The following is a 25,418-nucleotide window of genomic DNA, read 5'->3' as shown; positions in this document are numbered from 1 at the left end:
GGCGGCGATTATAAATCGAAACCGACCTTGTCGACCAATGTCAGTGCCGCTTTGCGGTGTTTGGCGATGTCGGTCAGTGGCAGAGGGTCAGCCTTAAAGTCACCCCAGCTCTGAACCAGCTCAGAAGCCGGGACCCCGGCTTTGACCGGGTATTCCATGTTCAGCTCGGCATACATCTGCTGTGCTTTTTCGCCGGATAAGAACGTTAACAGTTTTTCTGCCGCTGCTTTATTCGGGGCGTGGCGGGTAATCACGGCGCCGGAAACATTAATATGGGAGCCACGATCCTGCTGGTTCGGGAAGTTCAGATTAACTGCATTGGCCCAGGCTACCTGGTTTTTATCCTGCAGCATTTTGCCGAGGTAATAACTGTTGCCCAGCGACACATCGCATAAACCTTCTTTAATGGCTTTAACCTGCGCGCGGTCGTTGCCCTGGGGTTTGCGCGCCAGATTGGCTTTGACACCGCGCAGCCATTGTTCGGTTTCAGCTTCGCCGTGATGGGCGATCATGGAGGCAATCAGGCCAAGGTTGTATGGGTGCTTGCCGCTGCGGGTGCAGATTTTGCCACGAAAAGAGGCGTCGGCCAGATCTTCATAACGGATATTGCTTAAGTCGCCACGACGATCTTTTGAGGAATAAATATTACGAACCCGCTGGGTCAGTGCCAGCCAGTGATTTTCGTCGTCGCGGAAACGTGCCGGAATATTATGGCGCAGGGTGTCGCTGGCATTAAATGCCTGGGTCAGCTGCTCATCTTTCAGTTCCAGCAGCTTGGAAAAATTCGAGGTTAATACCAGATCGGCAGGGGATAATTCGCCTTCACGTTTCAGGCGCTGAATCAGCCCTTTTTTGGCAAACACCACTTTGGTTTTAATGCCGGTTTCACGGCTGAATTCCTGTAAAATCGGATCGATCAGAAACGGTTGGCGGAAAGAATAAATATTCACTTGTTCGGCGGCCATTACCGGTAACGCACACAGTGTCGCGAGCAGGGTAGTGAAACGGATAAAGCGCATGGAAGCTCCAGTCTGCTAAGCAATAAATGAGAAGTATTATTATCTCATAACCCGACCGTCAGGTCAGGTGTTTCTCTGTAAAAAACAGTCTGTACCAGCGGCTGTTTTATAAAAATAAAAAGTGATCCCGCAGGATCTGGCCCAGCAGCAGGGAGTCGCCCTGTAGCCGGGCGTATTCAATAACCTCCAGAATATTGCCGTCGTCCTGTGCCGGATTGGGTTTCAGCAGGCGTGAAAAAGCTTTGCTGGTTAACACAAAATCGTCGACTGATTTCTGCCCGTCCATGGCACTGAAGCGGATAAACTCCTCATCACGTAACCATAATACGGCACCAAACGCTGCCTGATGACGCGGAGAGTGCAGGCCGAATTCGTCAACATCATCAGGGCCGGAGATATCTTCAATAAACAGCGTTTGTGGCCGTGGAAACTGACGGAAGCCCAGCAATAAAATCGCGCCACAGTCTTTGTAAAAATCATCGATGTGTACGTCTAACACGCCGGACTCCGCAGTATTACAACTGTTTGTAGGAACTGAAGAAGGTTTCCATACGTTCCATTGCCGCGGTCAGATCTTCCGGCCGTGGCAGGAAGACCACCCGGAAATGATCCGGGTACGGCCAGTTGAAAGCGGTGCCGTGCACAATCAGAATTTTCTGCTGTTCCAGTAAGTCCAGCACCATACGTTCGTCGTTATGAATGTTGAACTTTTTGGCGTCCATTTTCGGGAAACAATACAACGCACCCTGCGGTTTAACGCAGCTGATGCCGTCGATGTTGTTCAGTGCTTCCCAGGCGATATCCCGTTGTTGCAGGATGCGGCCACCGGGAGACACCAGATCGGTGATGCTCTGGTAACCCCCCAGTGCAGTCTGAATGGCATGCATGGCCGGCACGTTGGAGCACAGCCGCATTGAAGCCAGCATTTCCAGCCCTTCGATGTAATCCCGGGCCAGATGTTTGGCGCCGCTGATAATCATCCAGCCAGCGCGGAAGCCCGCCAGGCGGTAGTTTTTTGATAAACCGTTAAAGGTGATGATCAGCAGATCGTCGGCCAGTGAGGCGGTGGATGTGTGGCTGGCACCATCGAACAGAATTTTGTCGTAGATTTCATCGGAAAATACGATCAGATTATTCTGCCGGGCAATTTCCAGCATTTGCTTGAGGATTTCATCCGGGTACACGGCGCCGGTCGGATTATTGGGGTTAATCAGTACCAGGGCACGGGTGTTCTCGGTGATTTTGCTGCGCATATCGTCGAGATCCGGATACCAGCCGGAACCTTCGTCGCAGGTGTAATGGACAGCGCGTCCGCCTGCCAGGCTGACGGCACCGGTCCATAACGGGTAGTCCGGTGACGGCACCAGCACTTCGTCACCATTATTCAGCAACCCCTGCATGCTCATCACGATCAGTTCGCTGACGCCATTGCCGACGATGATGTCTTCGATATTAACGTTGGCAATGTTTTTTTGCTGGGCGTATTGCATGATGGCTTTACGCGCCGAAAACAGCCCTTTGGAATCGCTGTAACCTTCGGAATCCGGCAGGTTATAAATCACGTCCTGAATAATTTCTTCCGGTGCATCCAGACCAAAAGGTTTGGGATTGCCGATATTCAGTTTCAGGATACGGTGGCCGTCTTCTTCCAGTTTTTTGGCGGCATGCAGGACGGGTCCACGAATGTCGTAAAACACGTTGGCCAATTTGTTGGACTTTTTAATCTCCTGCATGGAACTGCACTGCCTCTGTAGACTCTGAATAAGGAAATGGCTGATATCACCAGTGCAGGGATGATACTCTCTCCTGAGCAGGTACGAAATAGGGCACAATATGAAAAAAGTTAACAAAAGCCCGGAGCAGTGGCGTCAGGAACTGGATCCGGAGACCTATCGCATTACCCGGGAGGCGGGAACCGAAGCGCCTTTTAGTGGTGAATATTACGATTGTAAGCAACAGGGCAGTTATGCCTGTGTCTGTTGTGGTGAGGTGTTGTTTTTTTCCGATGCTAAATACGATTCCGGTTGTGGCTGGCCGAGTTTTTTTCAGCCGGCTTCCGCTGCGGTTATTGATGAGCATACGGACACATCTCACTTTATGGTGCGTACCGAAGTGCGCTGCCATAATTGTGATGCGCATCTGGGGCATGTGTTTACTGATGGTCCGGCTCCGACCGGTCTGCGCTATTGTATTAATTCCGCATCACTGACGCTGAAGCCGGAATCCTAGTTATCACCACCGTCATCGCCAGCTGATAACCGATGGGGCAGTCACTGTTGGTGGTTGCCTTTCTTTTTTTGTTTGTATATTGTGCACAATCTAATTTTGAGCAATCTAGTTGCGAGGGCAAGACGATGTCATTACTGAATCATGAGATGCCGCTGTTAAGTGGTGAAATGCAGAACCTGGCGGATTATCAGGGCAAGGTGGTACTGATTGTTAATACCGCCAGTGAATGTGGCTTTACTCCGCAATACGAAGGTCTGGAAACCTTGTATCAGCAATTTAAAGATCAGGGGCTGATGGTGCTGGGCTTTCCGTGTAATCAGTTTGGCAAGCAGGAGCAGGGTGATGCTGCCCAGATTGGTGCTTTTTGTCAGAAGAACTATGGCGTGTCTTTCCCGATGTTCAGCAAAATCGACGTTAACGGCGATAACGCTGCGCCTTTGTATCAGCAGCTGAAACAGGCGGCTCCGGGTGTGATGGGGACCAAGGCGATCAAATGGAATTTCACCAAATTCCTGCTGAACCAACAGGGCGAAGTGATCAAACGTTATGCACCAACGACCAAGCCGGAAGATATCCGCGCGGATATCGAAGCAGCTCTGGCAGGTTGAGTGGTACGGCAGCCATTATGAACGAACAACAATATCCGCAGTTGTATCTGGATAATCAGATCTGTTTTGCCGTGTACAGCTTGTCGCGGCAGATCACCCAGGCTTATCAGCCGCTGTTGAAACCACTGGGCCTGACCTATCCGCAATATCTGGTGATGCTGGTGTTGTGGCAGGCTGAGGAAGAGCAGCAGTTACCGCTGACCGTAAAGATGTTATGTGAGCGTTTATTGCTGGATACCGGCACCGTGACACCCTTACTGAAGCGGATGGAAGCGGCCGGCTGGTTGCAACGCAGCCGGTCGCAACACGATGAACGGGTGGTGTTGGTAAACCTTACGGATCATGGCCTGGCGTTACGCCGCCAGGCTGCGGAGATACCGGCGGCGCTGGCGGCTCAGTCCGGGGCGGATGCTTGTGAGCTGGTATCGTTCCGGCAGCAGCTCCGGCGCTGGTTAACGGCCTGGTTGCAACGCGGCAAATGAGCGGCTTTGTTGCGCTCAGAAGTGTTTTTTCTTCCAGGCGTCCTGCTCTTCAGCCAGCTGATCGGCAGCTTCGGCCAGGCGGTTGTTATCGCTGGGCTGGGCCTTGTTCTGTTTGATGTCATCCAGCATCAGGGTGGCACGCTGACACAGGCTCATCACTTCATCATTAGGGTGTTTGATTGCTTTGACGGTTTTGATGACTTTCTGCAGGTGTAATTCAGCGCTTGATGGATTGTTCATGCTGATCGCAGCACTGGCTTTTGATAACAGCACGGTGACTACCAGGCGCACATTAAGCAATCGTAATTCACGTAATAAAGCCGATGCCGGGGCGGCCTCCAGGCGACGGTTCTGGTAGGCCTGTTTGACCAGATCAATTTCCAGCTGCAGGGCTTTACGCAGCTGTTTGGCGCCGGGTTCGTCCTGAGGCAGGGCGGACGGCTTTTTCATTGGTGGATTTTCGATCCATTCGCTGGCTTGCAGGGTGGCTTTCTTTACCTTGTTATTGACGCTCAGTTGCAGCTCGGCCATTTGCCGGTTGGCGCGCTGAATAATATTGGCCAGTGTGACAATGCTGTTTTCGCTCAGCCAGGGGTGCAACACGCTGATGGCATCGTGGTGCTGTAATACCAGATCACTGAGCTCCACCATTAACCGGGCACGTGCCAGGCGTTGTTGTTCACGCCAGCGAATAATGCTTAGGGCGGCGACGGCAGAGACGGCCGTCAGGATTGCCAGGATAATTAAAACCGTTGTCGACATAGTAGTGTGGGCTGGTGTTGCCGTTCCGTTGTGCAGCTATGTTATTAGTGTAGTTGGATTTTTTTTATTTGTAGGGGTTGACGGGATGCAAAACCCTCCCTAGAATTCGCGCTCCTTGATTGAGACGTCCCCATCGTCTAGAGGCCTAGGACACCGCCCTTTCACGGCGGTAACAGGGGTTCGAATCCCCTTGGGGATGCCATCTTTTTATGATTTTTATAAGAAGATGCATTAAGTGCGGGAATAGCTCAGTTGGTAGAGCACGACCTTGCCAAGGTCGGGGTCGCGAGTTCGAATCTCGTTTCCCGCTCCAAACTCTTTTTGAGATTGGTGAGCACAGAAATAAGAAAGACCAAAGCGACCGATGGTCGCGAGCTGGAACGCCAGCCCGGTCGATCTCGTTTCCCGCTCCAAACTCTGTTTGAGATTGGTAAGCAAAGAAATAAGGAAGACCAAAGCGACCGATGGTCGCGAGCTGGAACGCCAGCCCGGTCGATCTCGTTTCCCGCTCCAAACTCTGTTTGAGATTGGTGAGCACAGAAATAGGAAAGACCAAAGCGACCAGTGGTCGCGAGCTTGAACGCAAGCCCGGTCGATCTCGTTTCCCGCTCCAAACTCTTTTTGAGTGAGCGTTTTGATCAGGAAAGCAGTACCAGGCGCTGCAATCGGTGTGTCCCCATCGTCTAGAGGCCTAGGACACCGCCCTTTCACGGCGGTAACAGGGGTTCGAATCCCCTTGGGGATGCCACTACTTTTCTGAAGTAGGCATGTTTCTGAAGTAAGCACAATGCGGGAATAGCTCAGTTGGTAGAGCACGACCTTGCCAAGGTCGGGGTCGCGAGTTCGAATCTCGTTTCCCGCTCCAAACTCTTTTTGAGATTGGTGAGCACAGAAATAGGAAAGACCAAAGCGACCACTGGTCGCGAGCTTGAACGCAAGCCCGGTCGATCTCGTTTCCCGCTCCAAACTCTGTTTGAGATTGGTAAGCACAGAAATAGGAAAGACCAAAGCGACCGATGGTCGCGAGCTGGAACGCCAGCCCGGTCGATCTCGTTTCCCGCTCCAAACTCTTTTTGAGATTGGTGAGCACAGAAATAGGAAAGACATAAGCGACCACTGGTCGCGAGCTTGAACGCAAGCCCGGTCGATCTCGTTTTCTGTTCCAAATGCTCTAAGCACTTCAGAGAAAAGTTGAAAAAGTAAGAAAAAAGTCTTGCAAATCAACGAAATAGCGGTATTATTCGCCGCAGCTAAACGATGTGTCCCCATCGTCTAGAGGCCTAGGACACCGCCCTTTCACGGCGGTAACAGGGGTTCGAATCCCCTTGGGGATGCCAATTTCTTCTGGTATGATCCGGCAGAAAGTTAGCATAAGCGGGAATAGCTCAGTTGGTAGAGCACAACCTTGCCAAGGTTGGGGTCGCGAGTTCGAATCTCGTTTCCCGCTCCAAATTCCGAAAAGAATCTGGACGTTAAAAATTAAGATTGATACTAGCGACCGTTGGTCGCGAGCCCGGTCGATCTCGTTTCCCGCTCCAAATTCTAAAAAAGCCGTATCGGATGATACGGCTTTTTTTATGCCTGTTATGTGGCATTAAGGTGTCTCAGGCTTGGTGTGTAGCTGTGGCTGTATTCGGTGCGTTGCGCCCGACATTGCCGGGCGTGACGGATCGGGCTGTCAGGCGTCGAACGTGTCTGCGTTCTGTTGCAGCAGGGTTTTAACCGCAGCGCGGTCAAAGGGTCCCTGACTGACATCGTGTTCCGCTTCTTGCTCGTCCAGTTGCTGGAATAATTCAATTTCGGCGTCCGTCATAAAATGCAGGCAATCTCCGCCAAAAAACCATAACAGATCGCGGTTGATGGTGGGGGTCAGTTGTGGCTGATGGGTGAGGATTGACATCAGCCAGTCCTGGCCATCCTGATACGCTGAATCAGTGCGTTGCACCAGTTGCTCAATGACCTGCTCCAGCTGTTGTAGAATCTCGGCAGCAATCAGTTGGCTGTCGTTGTCCGCAGCGCGTTGCAGGCGTTGCTGAACCTGTTTCAGCAGTTCAATGTGATAGCTCAGTCGTTCGCTTAAAGGTTGATTCATAAAAGGTACTTTAGATGGTTCCGGCTTTAGAAGTAAAAGGTTTGTCCAAGGTCTATGCCAATGGCTTTGAAGCGCTGAAAGGCATCGACCTGAGTGTCGGGCAGGGCGATTTTTTCGCTTTGCTTGGCCCGAATGGTGCCGGTAAGTCTACCACGCTTGGCATTTTGTCGGGACTGGTGCAAAAAACCGCGGGTCAGGCGTCGATTATGGGGTTTGATGTCAATCGTGATGCCTTTCGTGCCAAGCAACACCTGGGAGTGGTACCACAGGAGTTTAATTTTAATCAGTTCGAAAAAGTGCGCGATATTGTTATTACTCAGGCGGGCTTTTTCGGTCTGACCGCAGCTCAGGCGGCGGAAAATACCGATTACCTGCTGCAGCAACTGGATTTATGGGATAAACGCGACACTCAGGCGCGGATGTTATCCGGTGGTATGAAGCGCCGTTTGATGATTGCCCGGGCGCTGGTGCATAAGCCCAAAGTTCTGATTCTGGATGAGCCCACTGCCGGGGTGGATATCGAACTGCGGCGTTCGATGTGGGAGTTTATGCAACGCCTGAATGAGCAGGGCACGACCATTATTCTGACCACGCACTACCTGGAAGAAGCCGAGCAGCTGTGTCGTAATATCGCGATTATTAATCATGGCGAAATTGTGCAGGCCACCAGTACGCGCGAATTATTGACCCAGCTGCACACCGAAACCTTTGTATTTGATCTGGCTGAAGCGGTGAGCGGGGATGTTGTTATTGACCAGTTTGTGGTGCACCAGGTCAGTCCGGACTGTCTGGAGATTACGGTCGAAAAAGGTCAGAGTTTAAATCATATTTTTCAGCAACTGAGCGAAAAGCAGCTGGAAGTGCGCAGTATGCGTACCAAATCGAACCGGCTTGAAGAGTTGTTTGTTGGTTTGTTGCAGGAGCAGAAATAATGTCGGTGTTACAGATTCAGTGGGTGGCGTTTGCCACCATTGTCACCAAAGAAGTCCGTCGGTTTATGCGCATCTGGCAACAAACCCTGTTGCCGCCGGCCATTACCATGACGCTGTATTTTATTATTTTCGGCAATCTGATTGGTTCACGTATCGGTGAAATGGGCGGTGTCGATTATATGGCCTTTATTGTACCCGGGCTGATTATGATGAGTGTTATTACCAATGCGTATGGCAATGTGGCGTCGTCATTTTTCAGTAATAAATTTCAGCGCAGTGTTGAGGAAATGCTGGTAGCGCCAGTGCATCCCGGTACCATTCTGCTGGGCTTTGTCATGGGCGGTGTGGTACGTGGGGTACTGGTTGGGCTGATCGTTACTTTGTTGTCGTTGTATTTTACCGACCTGCAGGTGCATAACATCTGGGTAGTGATCAGTGTGATTTTATTGTCGGCGATTCTGTTTTCGCTGGGTGGTTTTATTAATGCCATTTTTGCTACTAAATTTGATGATATTTCCATTATTCCGACGTTTGTAATTACACCACTGACCTATCTCGGTGGTGTGTTTTACTCCATTGGTTTGTTGCCGGCATTCTGGCAAACCGTGTCTCAGTTTAATCCGATACTGTATATGGTAAATACTTTCCGTTATGGCGTGTTGGGTGTATCCGATGTTGATTTGCTGACGTCATACGCCATGTTGCTGGTATTTATCGTGGTGCTCAGCCTGTATTGCATCTGGCTGATGCGTCGTGGTGTCGGCATGCGTCAATAGTGTCTTCAGGTATTAGGTTTTTCAGGTATTTATAGTATGACTTCAGTAAACAGCAGCGATAACCCGTTAGGTCAGGTGTCGGAATATAAAGACGTATACGATCCGGCTTTGTTATATCCGATTGCGCGAGAAGAAAGCTGGAAAAATCAGGGGCTGGACCGTCATCAGGTGCCATTTTTTGGCGTCGATATCTGGAACGGTTATGAAATTTCATGGCTGAATTCTCAGGGTAAGCCACAGGTCTGTTTGGCGGAGTTCCGTATACCGGCGACCTCTGAGTTTCTGATCGAATCCAAATCGTTTAAGTTGTATCTCAATTCTTTTAATCAGACCCGGATGGCGTCGGCGGATGAGGTGCGTGCCCGCATGCAGCGTGATTTGTCGGCGGCGGCGGGGGCTCAGATTGAGGTGACTTTCCACGCCATTAATGCCAGCTTTCCGCAGCCACCACAGGCGAATTGTATCGACGATATCGACATCCAGGTGGATGCTTATGAGCTGGATGCGTCGTTGCTGAAAACAGTGGCAGGAGATGAGGTATTTGATGGCTGGTTATGCAGTCATCTGCTGAAGTCCAATTGTCCGGTTACGGGTCAGCCGGACTGGGGCAGTCTGTTTATTTATTATCGTGGTCAGCGTATCGATGAAGCCGGTTTGCTGGCCTATATCGTCTCCTTACGTCAGCATCAGGATTTTCACGAGCAATGCGTTGAGCGCACCTACCGTGATCTGATGCTGGCGTGTCAGCCACAAGAGCTGATTGTTTACGCCCGTTATGTACGCCGTGGTGGGCTGGATATTAATCCGTTCCGCTGCAGTCAGGCAGATTTTCAGGCCGAAAACTTCCGTCTGGCGCGACAATAACGACGCGGTTGTAACGGCATCATTTCAGACGCTGACAAAAAAGCCCGTTGCAGTTTAGTCTCTGCAACGGGCTTTTTAACGGCTGAATATTATGATCATCAGGCGATTATTTTACGCCGCACCTTGTTGGCGGCTTTTTCCAGCGCCGTAGCGACTGCTTCACGCTCCTCATCGCGGATTTTGTCCGACTCCATATGCAGCGAAAAGCCTTCGGTTTCATGATTCATAAAGCTTGGGTTGGCACCCAGATCACGGCGGTAGTCGACAATCTGATACAGCGGTAACGGGTCGCGGAAACCTTTGACCATGGCGCTGCCACGCTGACGGCAGATAACTTTGTCTTTCACCAGAGCGTAGGTTTCGTGAGAAATCAGGATTTCACCGGGCTCGGCCTTTGCTTCCAACCGGCTGGCGAGGTTCACCTCTTTACCAATGATGGTGTAGTCCATGCGGCTTTCAGTACCAAAGTTACCAACGGTGCAGTATCCGGTGTTAATCCCCATACGAATTTGCAGTGGTGCCGTCATGCCGATTTCGGCCCATTGTTTACGCAGTTTCAGCATATGGCGGCGCATTTCGATGGCCATTGAAACACAGGCCAGTGCATCGCCTTTGGTGCCTTTACTGCTTGGATCGCCAAAAAAGATCATCATGCCATCACCAATAAATTTATCGATGGTGCCGCCATATTTCATTGCAATGCGCGACATATCGGTGAGGTACTGGTTTAACAGGTCGGTAAAGGCTTCCGCTTCCATTTGTTCTGACAGTGCGGAAAAGCCAACAATATCGGAGAAAAAGATCACCAGTTTTTTACGTTGGGTTTCCAGTTTAGCCTGGCGTTTACCGGCAAAAATAGATTCCCAGATTTGTGGCGCCACATAGCGCGAGACCTGTTGGGATAATGCCTGGAAGCGCTCTACCTGGCCCTGAAATTTCAGCTTCAGACGCATCAGGTCGCGTGCCTGGCGGTTGCTGTTAAACGCTGAAATAGCCAGATGAATACCCACGCCGACGGCGGCGGTAACAAATACGCTGTCGGGGATCGGAGTTGCCGGGTGATAGCCGAACATCATCAGTCCGGCGGCACCACCAGAGATCAGAGAAATGACACAAAAGGCCCAGGCGGTCATGCTACCGACAATAATAAAGCTGGTGTTGATCATCACCAGAAATAACACCACCAGTTCGATCGGTAAATGCAGATAAGCCAGATACAGACCGCATAAAATGGCATCGCCATGAATCAGGAACTGGCGGGTGGAGTAGGCATGACGTTTACGGAACGGCTGGCTGGCGAAATGAATAACGTGTGGATAGAGCAGTGCAATCAGCACTACGGCATAGGCATCAATGCTGTAATGGCCCTGCAGAATGCCGACCAGAGTGGTGGCGACGGCCACACTGTAGCCCAATACGCGGGCAAGGTAATCCTGGCGCGGCAGGGAAGTTTCGGAAAAAAGTGCCGAATCTTGCGGATCAAACATCGTCAGAACCTGGTTCGTTGTTGTTATTGGTCGGCGCTGGCTTTTCGTTGGCGGCGATTATGTACATCTGTATACCCAGAAAACCCTTGTTCAGCAAGTCAGTGCCTGATTTGTCAGGCTGAATTAATAAGTGAGCAAGTATACAATAAGCAGATTGCAAAAATGTTGATCTGGAACCTTTATGGACGCTTTGAAAACCCTGCTGGAGCGTGTTTCTGCGCCTCAGCTGACCGGACCTGATGTGACTGAAACTCAGCTGCAAACCCTGATACAGGCGGCTTTGCGGGCTCCGGATCACGCCTGGCTGCGACCCAGTCGTTATATTGCCGTGCAGGGCGAAGCACGGGAAGCGTTGGGACGCATTTTTCTGCAGGCTACGCCACATTGGCGGGAATTGTCCGACGAAAAGCAACGCAAATTACGGAATATGCCGCTGCGGGCACCGCTGTTGTTGGTGGCGGTGTGCAAGGTTCAGTCACATCCTAAGGTGCCACGCGAAGAATTATTGTTATCGACCGGTGCGGGTGTGCAGAATATTCTTAATGCCGCCTGGGCGATGGGCCTGGGCGCCATCTGGCGTACCGGTGATCTGGCTTACAATGATCAGGTGAAGCAGGGGCTGGAGCTGGCGGCGGACGAAGAAATTGTCGGTTTTGTCTATGTCGGCCATGTGAACTGCCGCCTGAAGCAGGCGCCGCAGCTTGATAGTGCCGATTTTTTAACCAAATGGACGCCGAAAAGCTAATAAAAACAAACAATTAGCGAAAGGGTGTTGACCTGGTCTGAGTGCCTGAGTATAGTACGCGGCCTCTGACGTTGAGTCAGAACTGGTGAGGTGTCAGAGTCCGACTCGAAGAGCTTTACCGAGCACCGCTTACGCAGTAAGCAGCGTGCGACTTGCTGGGTAACAAGCAAGAATAAAATATCAGTTACGGAAAATTAGGTGAGGTGTCCGAGTGGCCGAAGGAGCACGCCTGGAAAGTGTGTATACCGAAAGGTATCGAGGGTTCGAATCCCTCCCTCACCGCCACTAATTTTAAAAACCGCAATCTTTTACAAGGTTGCGGTTTTTTTGTGGGTGAAGCATTTGCAGGGAGGGTGAGAAGCCTCGTGGTTCGATCTGAGCGAAGCGACAAACCGAGGAGCTTGCGACGAAGGCCCGAAGGGGAATAATCCCTCCCTCACCGCCACTAATTTTAAAAACCGCAGTCTTTTACGAGGTTGCGTTTTTTTTTGTGGGTGGTGCTCCTGGTCTGACAATGATCTATTTATCAAAACGTGATAGTGTTCGCATTCTTATATGGATATGTGGTCGAGTCGGATATTCGCATGGCAGGGCAAACACTCATCAGTTGGATTGGTGCCAACGACCTTAAAGCGCTTGAGAATAACGAATCTCAGGGGCCTCTGATAGCGACTCTGGAGGCGCAACCATTCGATCGAATCGTATTGCTATACAACTACGATACTCAGCAGGTAAATCCATATCTGCAACTCCTCCGACAGAGATTTGATAGCGAGCTCCAGGCGCATCATATTCGGTTATCCAGTCCGACGCATTTTGCCGATATCTATCAGGCAGCCAATAGTCAGCTGGAAACACTGAAAGCCGCTCGAGAAGATATATCCATACTCCTGAGTCCCGGTACGCCGGCGATGCAGGCTATATGGATTTTGTTGGGTAAAACCCGCTATCAGGCAACCTTCTATCAATCGTCTCGTGAGCAAGGCGTTGAGCGGGTAGATATTCTGTTTGAAATTGCCGCCGAATATATTCCACCGGCTAAATCTATCAGTGCGAAGCAGCTCAGTACATTAAGTGAAGCTCGAAGGTTGAGAGCAGATCTAACTTGTCGTTTGGCAGAGAATGATAGAGTTTTGTTTAGCTCCCTTAGCCAAAAAGCCTTTAAAGGCGAACTTTGACCCGTGAGCACAACCCACCGCCGTAACCCATTACTTTTAAAAAGAGCTACGGCGCAAACTGATACGACAAGGGAAGGGCAGTCCAGCTGCCAGATCCATGAATAAGGAATGTTATCGATGAGAGTCGGACGATTTACGATAAATGATGTGCTTTGGAGTAGCTTGAGAGAGTGTCAGCAGGGTAGTGTTCAGACAGCATTAAACTATGTGTCGACCCCATTGGAAGAAGAAGTTAAATCGTGCCTGATAAGTTTGCCTACCGGCGCAGGGAAATCTGGTGTCATAGCTGTTGTTAGTCAGAAGGCAACTCAGCAAAGTGTTCTTATTTTATGCCATCGTCGGGCTGTATGCGATCAACTTTATACTGAAGTATCAGGAGGATTTTTTCGTGATCGAGCTGAGGGGGAAGATATTTCACTGAAGCCAGTCTATGACAAGGTTGATGATACTTCTAGGCATGGGATATACGTTACAACTTTCCAAAAGCTTCAAACATTTGACTCATCTCAGTTGGAACAACTAAAACGAAATATAGACTTAGTGATTGTAGATGAAGGGCATGCAGAACCCTCTCCAGTTTGGCGTAATCTTGTACGAAATATACAAGCTCATAAGATAGTTATAACAGCAACGCCATATCGTAATGATTTATTTCAGTTCGATATTGATGCTCAGTCAAGCTATATTTATACCTTTGAGAACGCATTAATAAATGGAATTCTCAAAGAGCCAGATTTTCAAGTGATAGAAGGAAATAAGCTCGTATCGAATATACGGCGCTTTCTTGATGATAATGCCGACGCTAAATGTATCGTTAAATGTAATAAATTTAGTGATGTGGAAAATTATTATTCCATTTTGAACGCTAATTTCAATTTGCTGGCGATCCATGAACAATATGCTGGTGATGAGCGAGAAAATGTAAAGTCTTCTGTGCCAAAAAGATTGAAGGACTCGGACTATGAGGTGATTGTTCACCAGCGAAAGCTGGATGAAGGAGTAGATATTCCTCAGGCGAAACTGCTGGTTTTAACCTACGTAGTTAATAGTGGGCGAGAGCTTGTGCAAACGATTGGTCGTGTTGTTCGTTTATACAAGGACGTCAGTGCAGTGGTTCTTGAGTTTGATCGAGATGATAATGCGCAGATGTGGGCTAATTACCGGCGATTTGATCGAACGCTGGGAAATCAAGATTCGTTGAAGAAGTTTATTGGCTCTCTTGATACCAGTGCTCTGATAAATGGTTATATGAATTCGTTTCCTGATTCGAGTTATTATGGTAATCGATTTTTGGAGAAATTTAATCTTAATGATTTTGATCCATTAGTCTCTCTCAATATCCCAACTGCATCTGTATGTTTCCTAAATAAATTAGAGAGCTTTAGACCAGAGCTTATGGCTGAGAAGCTATATTGGAGGTGTGCTAGCGCTGGTGAGCTTCCCAAGAGGTTCTCTACCAGCTTGGGTATTGAGGTTATAGTATCCATAGCATTCAGGAAATCGGAGTATCTGATAGACCAATTTTTCTTTGAGCCATCATTAGAAATTACTCTGTTCAAAGAAGTGTCAGCAGGCATGGTCGCCATTTATGATAGCCGAGGCCGCCAATATTCGGGAGATAAGATACTGAGGTTAGGAGGAGCTATTCCTCAAGATCAGTTAGTCAGTATGATGGCCAGTGGGCATTCAGCTTTAACTAAAGAAGCAAGTAGTCGATCAGTAAGCTCAGCCCGCAAACGGCCAGAAAGCTTTGCTGTTAAGGCCAGGGATCTTGATAATATAGCTGATATGCAAGGTAATGCAGCGTATCGACTATCGACAATGAAGTTCGATCTTTACGATCAACGAAATGAAAAGTCAGGGAGTTACTATATTGGTGTCGATTCAGGACGAATATCGGATCAGAAAAATTGCTCTTTTACTTTGCCTGAGTTAGATGTGTGGCTAGATTCTGTAACGTTAATAGTTAGCCGGGAGACTAGGGTAGATAGTCAACTTGTTCAATCTTTTTCTAAGCCAATTGCAGGTGATGAAAGCCTTGTAGTTAAAAGTTTGATATTTGATTTCAGTGAGTATTCCGCACCCTTAATAATTCAAATAAATGGTTCCGGATATGAAATTGACAATGATTTTTTGTTCTGTGCTGTTGATACTGACGGTGAGTTCAAATTGATATCTGGTGAAGAGTGTTCGAAGCTAAGTGTAATGATTGAAAATGAAGAGCCATACTTAGCTATTGATGCAGAAGGGGGGAACTATAGCTTTGATCAATATAGATACACTGTCGATCAAAAATTTTCAGACTTTCTTTTCTCTAAGTTGCATAAGGCGTTGCTCTCTGATGGTGTCGGGTTTTCGCAAGGAAAATTCTATCAGCTCTCATTGCCGGTTGAGGGTGGTCTTGATTTTTCGAACTCTCAATTAGCAAATGTGGTGATAGGCCTGGAGTCATTATTAGGTTCAGGTCTTGATGAGAAGGGATATCAAAATCGAGAGTATCAGGTGGTAAATCAAGGTTTTAGCCCAAACTCCATTTTTTATTTACTTGATAAATTAAGGGCAAATCATATGCCTAATCCTTCACGTGAAGATTTGGGTCCATTCAATCAGTATCTTCCAGAAGCTGATCTGATATTGAATACCGATATGGGGACAGAGCCAGCAGATTTTATTTTATCCTCGCCTTCTAAATTGGTCTACGTTCATGTGAAGTGTGGAGCATCAAGTACGAGGCCAATGTCATCTGCTGGTGGTATTGCAGAGGTCGGTTCTCAGGCCATTAAAAATATCGAAATGCTGATAAGTAGAAACCAGAATCTTAGAGCTGGAAATTGGACTGAGTTATGCTCGCCTTGGCCAAGGCCCGATCACCCTCAATTGATGCATGAAAGAATTCGGTTATTCCGAGGAGAGTTATTTAGTGCAGATAACCAAGCTGAAAGGGAGCAAGCTTTAGACGAGGTTTGGCAAGAAATCGCACAAAGAAGACAATCGCTAGCGGTGAAAAAAGAAGTGTGGATTGTCTCTGCAAATAGTTTCTCCGTCGGCAATTTTTCTAATCAATTAGCACAAGGTCATAATGCTCGAAGTGAGTCATTGCAAGCTTACCAATTAATTCAGAGTTGGTTGTCTACAGCTCGTAATAATGATGTTGATTTAAAAATATTTGTATCCCCTTAACGGGGTGGTGAATGTGGTGTCAATTTAGATTTGACTAAGCATGCTTAAGACTAATCAAGGTTAGTGTCGTTTAAACCGATAATGCTTATAAGGACGTGTGATGTTAGAAGCTCTAAAAGGTAAACGCTGGACAGATAAAACAGCAAGACTGATCTTTCCTGTTTTAATATGGTGTGCTAAGAATGGAAGGACAATTACTTACGATCAATTAAATCGTTGGATTGTAGATAATGAATTAGGACACAGTGTGCTTCAGCCGAAGTATGGCTGGCCTGCTGGTGCAGTGGGCTCGGCAATGATAGAGCTGGAAGACGAATGGGAAGATACTGTACCTCCATTAAATGCCTTGGTTGTTAATGCTAAAAGTGGTTTGCCTGGTGGTGGCGCCCATTGGTACCTGGAAAGATATCGTAGAAATACAAGTGAATTAGCTGATAAAGATTGGGAAGAAGCGGAAGAAGAGCTAATCGAAGAAATCCACGAGGCTATTTTTTCTTATGCGTACTGGGATGATGTACTCGAAGCCAGCGGTTTGGAATGCGAAGAAATAGACCCTGGTTTTTTCGAAGATGATGAACTTGAAGTTTCTCTTCCTGGGAAAGGTGGCTGGAGTTCAGAGGGAGAGAGTGATGAACATAAAGCCCTGAAAAAATATATATCCGAACATCCTGAATCTTTAGGTTTCGACCTTGAAGATGTTAACACTAATCAGCAAGAATATTTGTTTGCTAGCGCTGATAGGGCTGATGTTATATTAGGAGTTGATAACCAACTTTGGGGTATCGAAGTAAAATCCTGTATATTAAATGATCAAGACTTAAACCGGGGTATTTTCAGGCAGTAAAATATCGTGCTCTTCTGAGAGCGGAGCAGCGAGCTAAGGGGCTTCCTCCGACTGCTTACGGTGTTCTCGTTGTGGAGCGCAATTTGCCAGAAGAACTTCAAAATCTTGCTGACATACTCGAAATAGAAGTTTACGTGGTGAAAGTAAATATCTGATATGCCATTCCCCATCGAAGATAAACTCGTTATCGCTGTGTCTTCCAGTGCGCTGTTTGATTTGTCGGAGTGCGACAAAGTATTCCGCGAGCAGGGCCCGGCGGCGTATGAGCAGTTTCAGGAAGAGCATCTGGATACGGTGCTGGCTACCGGTGTGGCGTTTCCGTTTATCCGCCGCTTTCTGGCTTTTAATCAGCACTTCCCACAAGAAAGTCCGGTTGAGGTGGTGCTGTTATCGCGCAACTCCACGGCTACCGGGCGACGGGTGTTTCGTTCGATTGCGCAGTATGGGCTGGATATCAGCCGGGCGGCGTTTACCGGCGGTGCTTCGCCATTCCCGTATATTCCGGCGTTTAATGCGTCGTTGTTTCTGTCAGCTAATCAAGATGATGTGCACGCGGCAGTGGCGGCCGGTTCGCCGGCGGGGTTGTTGTTGCCCGGTGCGGTAACGGATCAGCAGGATGATCAGGAGCTGCGCATCGCGTTTGACTTTGATGGTGTGCTGGCCGATGACGAGGCGGAAAGCGTGTTTAAGCAGCAGGGGCTGGAGAGCTTTCATCAATACGAAGCTCAACACGCTGAGCAGGAGCATAACCCGGGCTTGCTGGCGGATCTGTTTCGTAAGTTATCGACGTTGCAGGAACTGGAAGACAATCTGCGCGCAGATGATCCGGATTATCTGCGGTTGCTGCGTACGGCGATTATCACCGCGCGTAATGCGCCGGCACACGAGCGGGTGATTACCACGTTAAAAAGCTGGGGGGTGGAAGCGAATGAAACCTTTTTTCTGGGTGGTATGGATAAACGCCGTATCCTGAATGTACTGAAACCGCATATCTTCTTTGATGACCAGCTGGATCACCTGAGGGCCAGCGACCTGGCCATGGTGCACGTGCCGTTTGGTGTGGCGAACCAACAGCAGTAGGCTGTTGTCTTTCCCTAAACTTCTGTTCTGCGTATCACGGGTGCGCGCTGGCGCCGATTTCTTTATAATCCGCCGCTGATTTAACCAGACAAACAGAGATCTTCATTATGACGGTTCGCACCCGTGTTGCACCTTCTCCTACCGGCGACCCTCACGTCGGTACTGCTTATATTGCGTTATTTAATCTGGCGTTTGCCCGTCAGCACGGTGGTCAGTTCATTCTGCGTATTGAAGACACCGATCAGGCGCGCAGTACGCCGGAGTCGGAGCAGGCCATTATGGACAGCATGAGCTGGCTGGGTCTGGACTGGGATGAAGGTCCGGATTGTGGCGGCGATTATGGCCCGTACCGTCAGAGTGAACGTAAAGACATTTATCTCGAACACGTCAACCAGCTGCTGCAAAGTGGCCATGCATTTAAGTGTTACCGCACAGCGGAAGAGCTGGATGAACTGCGTGCCCAGCGTCAGGAGTCCGGCAATAGCATGGCGCTGAAGCCGTCTGACTTAAAGCTGGCGGAAGACGAGGTCGCCAAGCGTGAAGCGGCGGGCGCGCCGTATGTGGTGCGTATGATGGTGCCGGAAGAGGGCGTCTGCGACGTGGAAGACATGTTGCGTGGGGTGATTGAACTCGACTGGTCGCAGGTAGATGCCCAGATTCTGCTGAAATCCGATGGCATGCCAACTTATCATCTGGCGAACGTGGTGGATGATCATCTGATGAACATCACCCATGTGATTCGTGGTGAAGAGTGGATCAGCTCCGCACCTAAGCACAAACTGTTGTACCAGTACTTTGGTTGGCAGATGCCGAAGCTGTGTCATATGCCGCTGCTGCGTAACCCGGACAAATCCAAACTGAGTAAGCGTAAGAACCCGACCTCCATCATGTTCTACGAGCGTATGGGCTTTATGCCGGAAGCGTTGCTGAACTATCTGGGCCGGATGGGCTGGTCGATGCCGGATGAGCGTGAGCAGTTCAGCCGTGACGAGATGTTCTCACATTTTGATATTCAGCGTGTTTCGCTGGGTGGTCCGGTGTTTGATGTTGAGAAGCTGCGCTGGCTGAACAGCTTGTGGTTGCGAGACCTGGATGTTGATGCGTTCGCCGAAAAGTTTGCGGCCTGGGGGCTGCAGGGCGATAAAGTGAAGCCGATCATTCCGCACATTCAGCCGCGGGTTGAGGTGTTCTCCGATGTGGTGCCACTGGCCGGGCATTTCCTGGCAGGCCTGACTGAGCTGAACAAAGAGCAGTTTGAGCATAAGGCCTACGACGACGATAAAATGCTGGCTACGCTGCAATATGGTTTGTGGCAGCTGGAAGCCATTCGTCACTGGGAAAAAGCAGAGATTGAGCAGCGGCTGTTTGCTCTGGCACAACAGCTGGAGTTAAAGGTGCGTGATTTTCTCTATCCGTTCTTTATCGCCATCGCCGGTACCTCGGCGACCATCTCGGTACTCGACAGCATGGCGCTGCTGGGTCCGGATATGAGCCGGGCGCGGGTGCGTCATGCGCTGGATATCCTCGGCGGCGTGGGCAAGAAAAAGATGAAGAAGATGGAAAAAGAATACCGTGGCATTGCCGCGGCCATCGATGCTCAGCTGAGCGCCGAATAACCATCTGAAGCTCACCTGAGCCATGAACAGAAGCCCGGCACCGGTTGCCGGGCTTTTTTGTTTAAATCCTGAACAAAAAACGTAAGTTGTTGTTTTAGGAGTGAAAAAATTAAAAAAAGTTAAAAAAGAGTGTTGACACATAGCGGGTCCGCCCGTAAGATGCGCACACGTTTTGAGACGGGGCCTTAGCTCAGCTGGGAGAGCGCAACACTGGCAGTGTTGAGGTCAGCGGTTCGATCCCGCTAGGCTCCACCAAATCTCTTAACCAAGTCTTAGTGTCCCCATCGTCTAGAGGCCTAGGACACCGCCCTTTCACGGCGGTAACAGGGGTTCGAATCCCCTTGGGGATGCCACTTCTTTCCGTATCAGGAACTGAATAGCAAAAACTTCCGGATTAACTCCTGTATCAAACAGGATTAAACTATCGGTGAACCTTGCTGCAGGAGCTTCCATGGTACATCTTCCTAGTGTCGTCAAAGAAAAAGCCCGAGCGATCAAACTGGTTGTGTTTGATGTCGATGGCGTGCTGACCGATGGCACTTTAACCTATTCCGCTTCCGGTGAGGAAGTGAAACACTTTAACGTCAAAGACGGTGTTGGCATTAAATTGCTGGCCGAATACGACGTGGTTACCGCCATTATTTCCGCCAAAGACTCTGCCCCTTTGCAAAAACGGGCCACCGACCTCGGCATTGGTCATTTTTTCCCGGGTTGTAAAGATAAATGGAGCCAGTTATCGGCCTTGCTGGATGAACTCTGGTTTAATCCGGAAGAGGTGTGTTATGTCGGCGACGACGTCATCGATCTGAAAGTGATGAAGCGGGTCGGGCTGAGTGTTGCACCCAAAGATGCCTTCTGGCTGGTGCGTGATCATGCGGATCTGATCACCGAGGCCAAAGGCGGCAAGGGGGTTGCCCGGGAAGTGGCGGATATTATTCTGGGCAGCCGTATGCCGCTGGATGAAGCGTATATCAAGGCGATGTTGCCCGAATTCGAACAGCAGAAAAACGAAAACTGAAGCAGGATACCAAGGTGAAAATTTTAGTTACCGGCGCCGCTGGTTTTATCGGTTCATTTACCAGTAAACAATTTGTCGAGCAGGGCCACGAGGTGGTGGGTATCGACAACCTGAATGACTATTACGATGTTTCCCTGAAAGAAGGGCGGCTGCAATGGCTGGCTGAACTGGATAAATTCGAATTCCGAAAAGTTGAGCTGGCCGATCGTGACGCCGTTAATGCGCTGTTCGCCGAGCACCACTTCGACCGTGTTGTCCATCTGGCAGCTCAGGCCGGCGTGCGTTATTCGATCGAAAATCCACATGCTTACGTCGACAGTAATCTGGTGGGCTTTGTTAATATTCTCGAGGCTTGTCGTCACAATAAGGTGGAGCACCTGGTGTATGCATCGTCCAGTTCGGTGTATGGCTTAAATACCGACATTCCGTACTCGACTTCCGATCGTGTCGACCACCCGGTATCGCTGTACGCGGCGACTAAAAAATCGAATGAATTAATGGCGCATACGTATTCCCATTTGTATGGCCTGCCAACCACCGGGCTGCGTTTCTTTACCGTATACGGCCCCTGGGGGCGTCCGGATATGGCGTACTTTGGATTCACCAAAAAAATCCTCGCGGGCGACACCATCGACGTTTATAACCACGGTAAAATGCAGCGCGATTTCACCTATATCGACGATATTGTTGAAGGTGTGACCCGTATTACCCAGAAAATTCCAACCGGCGCCGGTGCTGACTGGACACCGGAATCCGGTGATACCAGCCGCAGCTCGGCACCGTATAAAATTTATAATATTGGTAACCACAATACCGTTCAGCTGGGTGACTTTATCCAGACCATTGAAGATGTATTGGGTGTTGAGGCCAATAAAAATTACATGGATATGCAGGCCGGTGATGTGGTTCGCACTTATGCCAACGTCGATGATCTGATCGAAGATGTGGATTTTGCCCCGAACACACCGTTAAAAGACGGTATCGAAAAATTTGCTGTCTGGTATCGCGATTACTACAAGGATTAAGCATGTCCGATTATAAAATTGTTATTCCGGCGCGTTATGCTTCGTCACGCCTGCCGGGTAAACCGTTGATTGAGCTGGCCGGAAAAACCATGATTCAGCACGTCTATGAGCGTGCGGTTGAAACCGGTGTGAAAGATATTGTTATTGCCACCGATAACGATCGCATTCGTCGTGAGGCGGAATCCTTTGGTGCTGAAGTGGTGATGACCTCGCCAGAGCATGAAAACGGTACTGAGCGCATTGCCGAAGTTGCTGCCATCAAAGGCTGGGATGACGATGTGGTGATCGTTAATCTGCAGGGTGATGAACCCTTAATTCCGCAGCAGCTGATCGAAATGACCGCCGCCAGCCTGATCAATTATCCGCAGGCAGGGATGAGCTCGGTGTGCACGCCGCTGGAAGACGACCAGGATGCGTTTGATCCGAATGTGGTTAAAGTGGTGCTGGATAAAGACCAGTTTGCCATGTATTTCAGCCGTGCCTCCATTCCCTGGGATCGTGACGGTTATAAAGACGGCAGCGACAAAATGACCACTAAAATGCCGCTCTACCGCCACATTGGTATGTACGGTTACCGGGTATCATTTTTGCGTCAGTACCACAGTATGGAATCCTGTGCGCTGGAAACCACGGAAGCACTGGAGCAGTTGCGTGCCTTGTGGTACGGCGTGAAAATTCATATGTCGATCATTGACGAGCCACCGGGTCATGGTATTGATACCGCCGAGGACGTAGAGCGGGTTGAAGCGTTATTGCAGGCAGCATCGTCCTGATTGTTTAGCGCGTCCGTAGTCAAAGCCGCCCGGTTTTTACCGCGCGGCTTTTTTTGTTTTCTTTTTTTGTCTTATAGTTAAAGGGAAGCTGTAACAAGGATGCGCTATGTTGAAACATTTAACCTTATCCGAAATCCTCGGTTATGCCGGATTAATTCCGTTTGTGGTGCTTGGGGTTGGCACTTTTGCCGGTGTTGGCGAAGCGGGCGACTTATTTAAATTGTATTCATTGCTGATTCTGGCATTTATGGCCGGTGGTTGCTGGGGAGTTGAGCAGGCCAATCCGGAAAAAATCGAATCCAATCTGCTGGCGCTGTCGATCGGCGCATTTCTGTGGGGCGTGCTGGCGTATTTTTTACCGCTGAACGTGGCGGTGGTGATGTTGCTGGTGGGTTTTGTCTTATTGCTGTGGATTGAAGCGAACCCATTATTTAAGTCCGCTTATGAGCCGCGTTATAAACGTTTGCGGCTGGTGTTAACCAGTGTGGTGGCACTGATGCATATTCTGGTGTTTATCGCCAGTCAGCCGTGATCATGGCCTCTTTTTATATCCCGCCCGGCGGTTAAATTTTCAGCCGCCGCGCTTCTTTTGCCGGGTTGGCACTGCGCCATAAATCATCAAACTCTTCTTTATAGCGTGCCACCCGGGCGCGATCATTAAAACAGGCCCGTACTTGTGGGCCGTTAATCATCAGGTAAGCGTAAGGCTCAAATAGCGCGCCGTTGTTTTTTACGCCGCTGTGCACCTTCAGGCTGATGCGACTGCTGATGCGTTGTTGCAGCTGAATTAACGGGTGGTCGTTAATGCCGCTGCTTTCGTCGTTGATTAGCAGTTGTATATGGCGCCGCGATGAGCTGCGGATAAAACGTTTGATGGCATCCAGTGAACTGGCTGATGACCAGGCCGGATGATTCAGTTCATTGATCATCAGCAGCAGGTTGCGGGAGTTGTTCTGACAGCCAATCTGAAATAATCCTTCGATGGCCGCCGGGTCGTCAGGTTGGTACAACTGGTCATCCTGGCCGGCTTCAAAGGTATGGCTTTCTGGTGCCTCACGTCCGAGGATGCGGGTCATGGTCAGGTGAGGAATGCCGGCGTCACGATAAAAATCGCCTTCCGGGGTAAAGCCGTTACGGCGATAAAAACTGAAGGCCTGGGCCTGGACCGAGGCTTTCAGAATACGACCGCCCAGTTCCTGCTGGTAGTGATCGGCCATGGCTTTAATCAGGCGTGAGCCCCAGTGCTGACCGCGATGTTCGGCCAATACCGCCATGCGGCCAAAATAGCCGTCTTTAAACAAGCGTGCGCAGCCAACCGGGCGCTTGCCGTCCAGGGCGAGAAAATGCAGTGCCTGATCGTCTTTATCGTCCCACTCGTCAGCGGCGGGAACACCTTGTTCTTCGATGAACACCTTCTGACGGATAGAGCGCAGAATGTCGCGATAGCGGCGCTCAGACCAGCTGACTTCGATAATCTCCACAATCCAACTCCTGTTGCTTGCGTTACGCTTCAGTATATAACAACTGTTCTGACCAGAGTTGTTGCAGCAGCGCCCGGGCGCTGTCACTGGTGGCCAGCTGACACAGTTGTTGTGGCTCATAATGTCTATTGTTGCAGAGATACTCAATCAGCGACAAGTCTGATTCCGGCAGTATCGCTGATTGTCCCTGATAGAATATTTCACACTGCTCGCGGCCGCTGTCGTCTTCCCAGTTGCTGTAGGCAAAGCGGGCAAATTCGGATTTGCGCACACGGTTAGCGGTGGTGAGTTGGGTTTGTAGTTCGGCCCATGATGGCACTTCACTGGCTTCCGGCTGGTGTTCCGGGTATTTCGCTTCGGTCATCAATTTGCCAAGAATACGCTGGCAGCTGGCGTCATCTGCCAGTATCTGAGTGACCGTTTGGCGTAATCGCTGAGCTGCGGCCTGGTCGATTTTGCCGGGCGATGAGTTTGGCTGCAGATCCGCATCCTGGTAGCGCTGATCCTCATTAGCGCTGACCAGAATTTCATCCAGGGTTGCCTGGGCCAGTTCGACGGCAGAGGGGGCACGGAAGCCAATGGAGTAAGTCATACATTCACCCCGCGCGACGCCGTGATGGGCCAGTTGCGGTGGCAGATACAGCATATCACCGGGATTCAGCACCCAGGAATCCGCTTCATTAAAATCCTCCAACACCCGAATCTCAGGCCCTTTTAGAAATGGCGTGTGTTCGTTACACATCTGGCCAATCGACCATTCGCGCTGACCTTCGGCCTGTAATAAAAACACATCGTATTGATCGTAGTGTGGGCCGACATTGCCACCATCCACGGCGTAACTGATCATCAGATCGTCAATGCGCCAGGAGGGAATAAAACGGAAATGATCGAGCAGCTCGGCGGCCTCCGGAATCCACTGGTCAACGCCCTGAATCAGCAGGGTCCATTTGTCTACTGGCAGGGTGCGGAAGTCTTCTTCTGTGAACGGACCTCGTTTCAGCTGCCAGGGGCCGCTGTCCTGGTCGCCGGGAATGCCGTCTTCGATGATCAGGCGTGACTCAATCTCCTGCTCCAGACTGAGGCCGGCCAGTTCATCAGCGGCTAATAACGGTTCAAAGCCGGGCCAGGCATTGCGGATTAACACCGGTTTTTTCTGCCAGTAGTCGCGCAGGAATTCTTCGACGGATAAATGACCTAAGACGTGCATAAGGTGAACCTTTTGTACCT

General features: G+C 49.8%; 24 protein-coding genes, 9 tRNA genes and 1 other RNA gene. 26 read left to right on the top strand and 8 right to left on the bottom strand.

Going from position 1 to position 25,418, the window contains the following annotated elements; translation table 11 throughout:
• Positions 1 to 8: 8 nt before the first annotated feature.
• The 3 genes from ACFOMG_RS08690 to ACFOMG_RS08680 form a co-directional block, all read right to left on the bottom strand.
• Positions 9 to 1,019: an ABC transporter substrate-binding protein gene (locus ACFOMG_RS08690; RefSeq protein WP_376866041.1), complete on the bottom strand. Its 1,011-nt coding sequence runs from the start codon at positions 1,017 to 1,019 to the stop codon at positions 9 to 11.
• A 106-nt stretch (positions 1,020 to 1,125) separates the two neighbouring features.
• Complete coding sequence (locus ACFOMG_RS08685) at positions 1,126 to 1,518, bottom strand: hypothetical protein (RefSeq protein ID WP_376866040.1); 393 nt, start codon at positions 1,516 to 1,518, stop codon at positions 1,126 to 1,128.
• Between the two features lie 16 nt (positions 1,519 to 1,534).
• Positions 1,535 to 2,752, bottom strand: a complete 1,218-nt coding sequence (locus tag ACFOMG_RS08680) for a pyridoxal phosphate-dependent aminotransferase (protein ID WP_376866039.1) — start codon at positions 2,750 to 2,752, stop codon at positions 1,535 to 1,537.
• 100 nt (positions 2,753 to 2,852) lie between these two features.
• Here ACFOMG_RS08680 and msrB point away from each other — a divergent pair, with 100 nt between their 5' ends.
• The 3 genes from msrB to ACFOMG_RS08665 all read left to right on the top strand — a co-directional run bounded on the left by msrB (position 2,853) and on the right by ACFOMG_RS08665 (position 4,338).
• A complete protein-coding gene (gene msrB / locus ACFOMG_RS08675; protein WP_376866038.1) occupies positions 2,853 to 3,248 on the top strand; it encodes a peptide-methionine (R)-S-oxide reductase MsrB in 396 nt (131 codons plus the stop codon).
• Between the two features lie 125 nt (positions 3,249 to 3,373).
• Positions 3,374 to 3,856, top strand: a complete 483-nt coding sequence (locus ACFOMG_RS08670; RefSeq protein ID WP_376866036.1) for a glutathione peroxidase — start codon at positions 3,374 to 3,376, stop codon at positions 3,854 to 3,856.
• Positions 3,857 to 3,873: 17 nt separating this feature from the next.
• On the top strand, positions 3,874 to 4,338 hold the full coding sequence (locus tag ACFOMG_RS08665; protein WP_376866033.1) for a MarR family winged helix-turn-helix transcriptional regulator: 465 nt from the start codon (positions 3,874 to 3,876) through the stop codon (positions 4,336 to 4,338).
• Positions 4,339 to 4,353: 15 nt separating this feature from the next.
• Here ACFOMG_RS08665 and ACFOMG_RS08660 read toward each other — a convergent pair whose 3' ends face one another.
• Positions 4,354 to 5,100 (bottom strand): hypothetical protein, encoded by a 747-nt coding sequence (locus ACFOMG_RS08660; protein ID WP_376866031.1) that lies wholly within the window; start codon positions 5,098 to 5,100, stop codon positions 4,354 to 4,356.
• A gap of 126 nt (positions 5,101 to 5,226) precedes the next feature.
• Here ACFOMG_RS08660 and ACFOMG_RS08655 point away from each other — a divergent pair.
• The 6 genes from ACFOMG_RS08655 (at position 5,227) to ACFOMG_RS08630 (ending at position 6,550) form a co-directional block, all read left to right on the top strand.
• Positions 5,227 to 5,302 (top strand) — tRNA-Glu (locus ACFOMG_RS08655).
• A 35-nt stretch (positions 5,303 to 5,337) separates the two neighbouring features.
• Positions 5,338 to 5,413 (top strand) — tRNA-Gly (locus tag ACFOMG_RS08650).
• A 359-nt stretch (positions 5,414 to 5,772) separates the two neighbouring features.
• A tRNA-Glu gene (locus ACFOMG_RS08645) sits at positions 5,773 to 5,848 on the top strand.
• 41 nt (positions 5,849 to 5,889) lie between these two features.
• A tRNA-Gly gene (locus tag ACFOMG_RS08640) sits at positions 5,890 to 5,965 on the top strand.
• Positions 5,966 to 6,361: 396 nt separating this feature from the next.
• Positions 6,362 to 6,437 (top strand) — tRNA-Glu (locus ACFOMG_RS08635).
• Positions 6,438 to 6,474: 37 nt separating this feature from the next.
• Positions 6,475 to 6,550: transfer RNA gene (locus ACFOMG_RS08630), tRNA-Gly, on the top strand.
• 228 nt (positions 6,551 to 6,778) lie between these two features.
• On the opposite strand, the gene ACFOMG_RS08625 is transcribed toward ACFOMG_RS08630, so the two are convergent.
• Entirely contained in the window at positions 6,779 to 7,192 is a 414-nt protein-coding gene (locus ACFOMG_RS08625; protein WP_376866029.1) for a PA2817 family protein, read from the bottom strand.
• A gap of 14 nt (positions 7,193 to 7,206) precedes the next feature.
• On the opposite strand from ACFOMG_RS08625, the gene ACFOMG_RS08620 reads away from it, so the two are divergent.
• From ACFOMG_RS08620 to queF, 3 genes are read left to right on the top strand one after another with little or no spacing between them, the layout of a single operon-like run.
• Positions 7,207 to 8,124, top strand: a complete 918-nt coding sequence (locus tag ACFOMG_RS08620; RefSeq protein WP_376866027.1) for an ABC transporter ATP-binding protein — start codon at positions 7,207 to 7,209, stop codon at positions 8,122 to 8,124.
• Complete coding sequence (locus tag ACFOMG_RS08615) at positions 8,124 to 8,900, top strand: ABC transporter permease (RefSeq protein ID WP_376866026.1); 777 nt, start codon at positions 8,124 to 8,126, stop codon at positions 8,898 to 8,900. The genes ACFOMG_RS08620 and ACFOMG_RS08615 overlap by 1 nt, the downstream gene beginning before the upstream one ends.
• Positions 8,901 to 8,936: 36 nt before the next feature.
• Positions 8,937 to 9,764: an NADPH-dependent 7-cyano-7-deazaguanine reductase QueF gene (queF, locus tag ACFOMG_RS08610; RefSeq protein ID WP_376866024.1), complete on the top strand. Its 828-nt coding sequence runs from the start codon at positions 8,937 to 8,939 to the stop codon at positions 9,762 to 9,764.
• Between the two features lie 98 nt (positions 9,765 to 9,862).
• On the opposite strand, the gene ACFOMG_RS08605 is transcribed toward queF, so the two are convergent.
• Positions 9,863 to 11,251 (bottom strand): adenylate/guanylate cyclase domain-containing protein, encoded by a 1,389-nt coding sequence (locus tag ACFOMG_RS08605; RefSeq protein ID WP_376866023.1) that lies wholly within the window; start codon positions 11,249 to 11,251, stop codon positions 9,863 to 9,865.
• Positions 11,252 to 11,432: 181 nt separating this feature from the next.
• On the opposite strand from ACFOMG_RS08605, the gene ACFOMG_RS08600 reads away from it, so the two are divergent.
• From ACFOMG_RS08600 to ACFOMG_RS08535, 14 genes are all read left to right on the top strand, one after another.
• Complete coding sequence (locus ACFOMG_RS08600; RefSeq protein WP_376866022.1) at positions 11,433 to 11,996, top strand: nitroreductase family protein; 564 nt, start codon at positions 11,433 to 11,435, stop codon at positions 11,994 to 11,996.
• A 197-nt stretch (positions 11,997 to 12,193) separates the two neighbouring features.
• Positions 12,194 to 12,281: transfer RNA gene (locus ACFOMG_RS08595), tRNA-Ser, on the top strand.
• Between the two features lie 48 nt (positions 12,282 to 12,329).
• Positions 12,330 to 12,441, top strand: a non-coding RNA gene (locus ACFOMG_RS08590) — RtT sRNA.
• A 139-nt stretch (positions 12,442 to 12,580) separates the two neighbouring features.
• A complete protein-coding gene (locus ACFOMG_RS08585; protein WP_376866021.1) occupies positions 12,581 to 13,174 on the top strand; it encodes a hypothetical protein in 594 nt (197 codons plus the stop codon).
• Between the two features lie 117 nt (positions 13,175 to 13,291).
• Positions 13,292 to 16,354 carry a DEAD/DEAH box helicase gene (locus ACFOMG_RS08580; RefSeq protein ID WP_376866019.1) on the top strand — a complete coding sequence of 1,021 codons (3,063 nt, stop codon included), beginning with the start codon at positions 13,292 to 13,294 and terminating at the stop codon, positions 16,352 to 16,354.
• A gap of 100 nt (positions 16,355 to 16,454) precedes the next feature.
• Positions 16,455 to 17,198, top strand: a complete 744-nt coding sequence (locus tag ACFOMG_RS08575; protein ID WP_376866017.1) for a hypothetical protein — start codon at positions 16,455 to 16,457, stop codon at positions 17,196 to 17,198.
• 156 nt (positions 17,199 to 17,354) lie between these two features.
• Positions 17,355 to 18,278 (top strand): 5'-nucleotidase, encoded by a 924-nt coding sequence (locus ACFOMG_RS08570; protein ID WP_376866016.1) that lies wholly within the window; start codon positions 17,355 to 17,357, stop codon positions 18,276 to 18,278.
• A 107-nt stretch (positions 18,279 to 18,385) separates the two neighbouring features.
• Positions 18,386 to 19,894, top strand: a complete 1,509-nt coding sequence (gene gltX, locus ACFOMG_RS08565; protein WP_376866015.1) for a glutamate--tRNA ligase — start codon at positions 18,386 to 18,388, stop codon at positions 19,892 to 19,894.
• 179 nt (positions 19,895 to 20,073) lie between these two features.
• Positions 20,074 to 20,149: transfer RNA gene (locus ACFOMG_RS08560), tRNA-Ala, on the top strand.
• A gap of 22 nt (positions 20,150 to 20,171) precedes the next feature.
• Positions 20,172 to 20,247 (top strand) — tRNA-Glu (locus ACFOMG_RS08555).
• A gap of 98 nt (positions 20,248 to 20,345) precedes the next feature.
• Positions 20,346 to 20,912, top strand: a complete 567-nt coding sequence (locus tag ACFOMG_RS08550) for a KdsC family phosphatase (RefSeq protein ID WP_376866013.1) — start codon at positions 20,346 to 20,348, stop codon at positions 20,910 to 20,912.
• Positions 20,913 to 20,926: 14 nt separating this feature from the next.
• The gene (locus ACFOMG_RS08545; protein WP_376866011.1) at positions 20,927 to 21,937 is read left to right on the top strand and encodes an NAD-dependent epimerase; all 1,011 of its coding nucleotides are present in this window, start codon (positions 20,927 to 20,929) and stop codon (positions 21,935 to 21,937) included.
• Positions 21,938 to 21,939: 2 nt separating this feature from the next.
• Complete coding sequence (gene kdsB / locus ACFOMG_RS08540) at positions 21,940 to 22,710, top strand: 3-deoxy-manno-octulosonate cytidylyltransferase (protein WP_376866010.1); 771 nt, start codon at positions 21,940 to 21,942, stop codon at positions 22,708 to 22,710.
• 106 nt (positions 22,711 to 22,816) lie between these two features.
• The gene (locus ACFOMG_RS08535) at positions 22,817 to 23,242 is read left to right on the top strand and encodes a DUF3429 domain-containing protein (protein ID WP_376866009.1); all 426 of its coding nucleotides are present in this window, start codon (positions 22,817 to 22,819) and stop codon (positions 23,240 to 23,242) included.
• Positions 23,243 to 23,273: 31 nt separating this feature from the next.
• Here the strand turns inward: ACFOMG_RS08535 and ACFOMG_RS08530 are convergent, their stop codons facing one another.
• Positions 23,274 to 24,191 (bottom strand): GNAT family N-acetyltransferase, encoded by a 918-nt coding sequence (locus ACFOMG_RS08530; protein ID WP_376866008.1) that lies wholly within the window; start codon positions 24,189 to 24,191, stop codon positions 23,274 to 23,276.
• Between the two features lie 22 nt (positions 24,192 to 24,213).
• On the bottom strand, positions 24,214 to 25,398 hold the full coding sequence (locus tag ACFOMG_RS08525) for a cupin domain-containing protein (RefSeq protein ID WP_376866007.1): 1,185 nt from the start codon (positions 25,396 to 25,398) through the stop codon (positions 24,214 to 24,216).
• Between the last annotated feature and the right edge of the window lie 20 nt (positions 25,399 to 25,418).

Source organism: Bacterioplanoides pacificum, from assembly GCF_042648445.1.
Classification (GTDB): Bacteria; Pseudomonadota; Gammaproteobacteria; order Pseudomonadales; family Oceanobacteraceae; genus Bacterioplanoides; species Bacterioplanoides pacificum.
Note: the sequence above shows the minus strand (reverse complement) of the source record. Positions and strands in the feature narration are given on the sequence as shown.

Bases quoted from the DNA above. Each gene is read 5' to 3' on its own strand.
- kdsB (WP_376866010.1), top strand. From the start codon at position 21,940: ATGTCCGATTATAAAATTGTTATTCCGGCGCGTTATGCTTCGTCACGC.
- ACFOMG_RS08615 (WP_376866026.1), top strand. From the start codon at position 8,124: ATGTCGGTGTTACAGATTCAGTGGGTGGCGTTTGCCACCATTGTCACC.
- ACFOMG_RS08690 (WP_376866041.1), bottom strand. From the start codon at position 1,019: ATGCGCTTTATCCGTTTCACTACCCTGCTCGCGACACTGTGTGCGTTA.
- ACFOMG_RS08670 (WP_376866036.1), top strand. From the start codon at position 3,374: ATGTCATTACTGAATCATGAGATGCCGCTGTTAAGTGGTGAAATGCAG.
- ACFOMG_RS08680 (WP_376866039.1), bottom strand. From the start codon at position 2,752: ATGCAGGAGATTAAAAAGTCCAACAAATTGGCCAACGTGTTTTACGAC.
- ACFOMG_RS08575 (WP_376866017.1), top strand. From the start codon at position 16,455: ATGTTAGAAGCTCTAAAAGGTAAACGCTGGACAGATAAAACAGCAAGA.
- ACFOMG_RS08600 (WP_376866022.1), top strand. From the start codon at position 11,433: ATGGACGCTTTGAAAACCCTGCTGGAGCGTGTTTCTGCGCCTCAGCTG.
- ACFOMG_RS08535 (WP_376866009.1), top strand. From the start codon at position 22,817: ATGTTGAAACATTTAACCTTATCCGAAATCCTCGGTTATGCCGGATTA.
- ACFOMG_RS08660 (WP_376866031.1), bottom strand. From the start codon at position 5,100: ATGTCGACAACGGTTTTAATTATCCTGGCAATCCTGACGGCCGTCTCT.
- gltX (WP_376866015.1), top strand. From the start codon at position 18,386: ATGACGGTTCGCACCCGTGTTGCACCTTCTCCTACCGGCGACCCTCAC.
- ACFOMG_RS08605 (WP_376866023.1), bottom strand. From the start codon at position 11,251: ATGTTTGATCCGCAAGATTCGGCACTTTTTTCCGAAACTTCCCTGCCG.
- ACFOMG_RS08580 (WP_376866019.1), top strand. From the start codon at position 13,292: ATGAGAGTCGGACGATTTACGATAAATGATGTGCTTTGGAGTAGCTTG.
- ACFOMG_RS08550 (WP_376866013.1), top strand. From the start codon at position 20,346: ATGGTACATCTTCCTAGTGTCGTCAAAGAAAAAGCCCGAGCGATCAAA.
- ACFOMG_RS08665 (WP_376866033.1), top strand. From the start codon at position 3,874: ATGAACGAACAACAATATCCGCAGTTGTATCTGGATAATCAGATCTGT.
- ACFOMG_RS08585 (WP_376866021.1), top strand. From the start codon at position 12,581: ATGGCAGGGCAAACACTCATCAGTTGGATTGGTGCCAACGACCTTAAA.
- queF (WP_376866024.1), top strand. From the start codon at position 8,937: ATGACTTCAGTAAACAGCAGCGATAACCCGTTAGGTCAGGTGTCGGAA.
- ACFOMG_RS08570 (WP_376866016.1), top strand. From the start codon at position 17,355: ATGCCATTCCCCATCGAAGATAAACTCGTTATCGCTGTGTCTTCCAGT.
- ACFOMG_RS08620 (WP_376866027.1), top strand. From the start codon at position 7,207: ATGGTTCCGGCTTTAGAAGTAAAAGGTTTGTCCAAGGTCTATGCCAAT.
- ACFOMG_RS08625 (WP_376866029.1), bottom strand. From the start codon at position 7,192: ATGAATCAACCTTTAAGCGAACGACTGAGCTATCACATTGAACTGCTG.
- msrB (WP_376866038.1), top strand. From the start codon at position 2,853: ATGAAAAAAGTTAACAAAAGCCCGGAGCAGTGGCGTCAGGAACTGGAT.
- ACFOMG_RS08525 (WP_376866007.1), bottom strand. From the start codon at position 25,398: ATGCACGTCTTAGGTCATTTATCCGTCGAAGAATTCCTGCGCGACTAC.